This is a genomic window from Polaribacter sp. (assembly GCF_965656025.1).
Taxonomy (GTDB): Bacteria; Bacteroidota; Bacteroidia; order Flavobacteriales; family Flavobacteriaceae; genus Polaribacter.
Map to the genome: position 1 here is coordinate 3,793 of NZ_CBFHJT010000039.1, position 2,079 is coordinate 5,871.

General features: G+C 33.1%; 1 protein-coding gene. It reads right to left on the reverse strand.

All coding sequences use genetic code 11. The features are described 5' to 3' along the window. A partial coding sequence (gene topA, locus ACTG3S_RS08800; RefSeq protein ID WP_439128986.1) for a type I DNA topoisomerase occupies nucleotides 1-1,892 on the reverse strand: 1,892 nt, incomplete at its 3' end. Nucleotides 1,893-2,079: the final 187 nt, after the last annotated feature.

The following is a 2,079-nucleotide window of genomic DNA, read 5'->3' on the forward strand; positions in this document are numbered from 1 at the left end:
AAATTTTGATCTTTGTTTAAACTTGCAAACTGCTTTTCCTCATCTTCTGGAGCACCAATTTGTGCTATTGGACCAAATTTACCCAAACGTACTAAGACTGTTTTACCAGATTCTGGATGTTCTCCTAAAATACGCTCTCCACTTTCTCTTTCTGCATTTTCTTTAACATCTTCTACATTATCATGAAATTTGGTGTAGAAATCTTTTATCATTTCTGTCCAATTCTCATCGCCTTCAGAAATATCATCAAAAGAATTTTCTACTTTGGCTGTAAAACCAAAATCTAGAATGTTAGAAAAATTGGCTACTAAAAAGTCGTTTACAATATTACCGATATCTGTAGGTACCAATTTATTTTTATCTGAGCCCGTTTTTTCAGTTAATGTTTGCGTATTAACATTGGCATCTTTTAAAATTATTTGTTGATATTCTCTTTCAACACCTTCATTTTGCCCCTTTTCTATATATCCTCTTCTTTGAACAGTAGAAATTGTTGGCGCGTAAGTAGATGGACGCCCAATACCTAATTCTTCTAATTGTTTTACTAAAGACGCTTCTGTAAATCTGTATGGTGGACTTGTAAAACGTTGAGTTGCATTTATAAAAGTGTAGTCTAATTGGTCTTGCACTTTTAAATTTGGTAACATACCCGCTTGTTCCTCTCCATCTTCATCATCATTTCCCTCTAAATATACTTTTAAGAAACCATCAAACTTAATCATTTCTCCATTTGCAGTAAATATTTTACTATTTTCAGAGTTTTCTATTTTTACATTGGTGCGCTCTAATTGTGCATCGCTCATTTGGGAAGCTAGCGTTCTTTTCCAAATTAAATCGTACAATCTATTTTGATCATATTCTGTATCTATCGCATGCATTTTCATGTTTGTAGGTCTAATGGCTTCGTGGGCTTCTTGAGCTCCTTTTGCTTTCGACTTAAAAACACGCTGTTTGCTATATTCTTTTCCGTAATAATTAGTTATTTCCTCTTCTGCCTCGTTTCGAGCATCAACAGATAAGTTTACACTATCTGTTCTCATATAAGTGATTAAACCAGCCTCATACAAACGTTGTGCAACCTGCATAGTTTTACCTACTGGAAACCCTAATTTACGAGATGCTTCTTGCTGTAATGTAGAAGTTGTAAAAGGTGCTGCTGGCGATTTTTTTGCAGGTTTTTTTGTTAAGTCTGCAATTGAAAAATCGGCATTTGCACAAGATTTTAAAAAGCTTTCTGCGGCTTTTTTAGAATCGAAATTTTTAGGTATGGTTGCTTTAAAGGTTTTGCCTTCTTTATTAGAAAATTCTGCAACTACTTTGTAATGTGTTTCTGGTGTAAATTCTTGTATGCTACGTTCTCTTTCTACAATTAAACGAACAGCAACAGATTGCACTCTACCTGCAGACAAACCTCCTTTTACCTTGCGCCATAAAACTGGCGATAATTCGTACCCAACAAGTCTATCTAAAACTCTACGTGCTTGTTGTGCATTTACCATATTATAGTCTATATCTCTAGGATTTTCGACTGCTTTTAAAATGGCTTTTTTAGTAATTTCATGAAAAACGATACGTTTTGTATTGGCATCTTTTAAATCTAATTGCTCTTTTAAATGCCATGCAATTGCTTCTCCTTCTCTATCTTCATCACTTGCTAACCAAACTGTATCTGCTTTTTTTGCTAAGGTTCTTAATTTTTTAACAACAGGTTTTTTATCGTCTGAAACAATGTATTTTGGACTAAAATCTCCATCTACATCAATACCTAACTCTTTAGAAGGCAAATCTGCTATATGTCCATAACTAGATTCTACTTGAAAATCTTTTCCAAGAAATTTCTCGATGGTTTTTGCTTTTGCTGGTGACTCTACAATTACTAAGTTCTTTGCCATGTATCTTTTTTTGTCGTAATTTTTGCAGTCTAAACTGCCTGTTTTTGGACTGCAAAAGTATGCAGTTTTTTTTTATTAATTTTTTATTCGGTGATTTTTACATCAATTTTAATATAAAAAATTATTCTACCACTATTTTTTGACTCATTTTTGTTGATGAATTTCCGCCCACAAAAAGTAAATATTC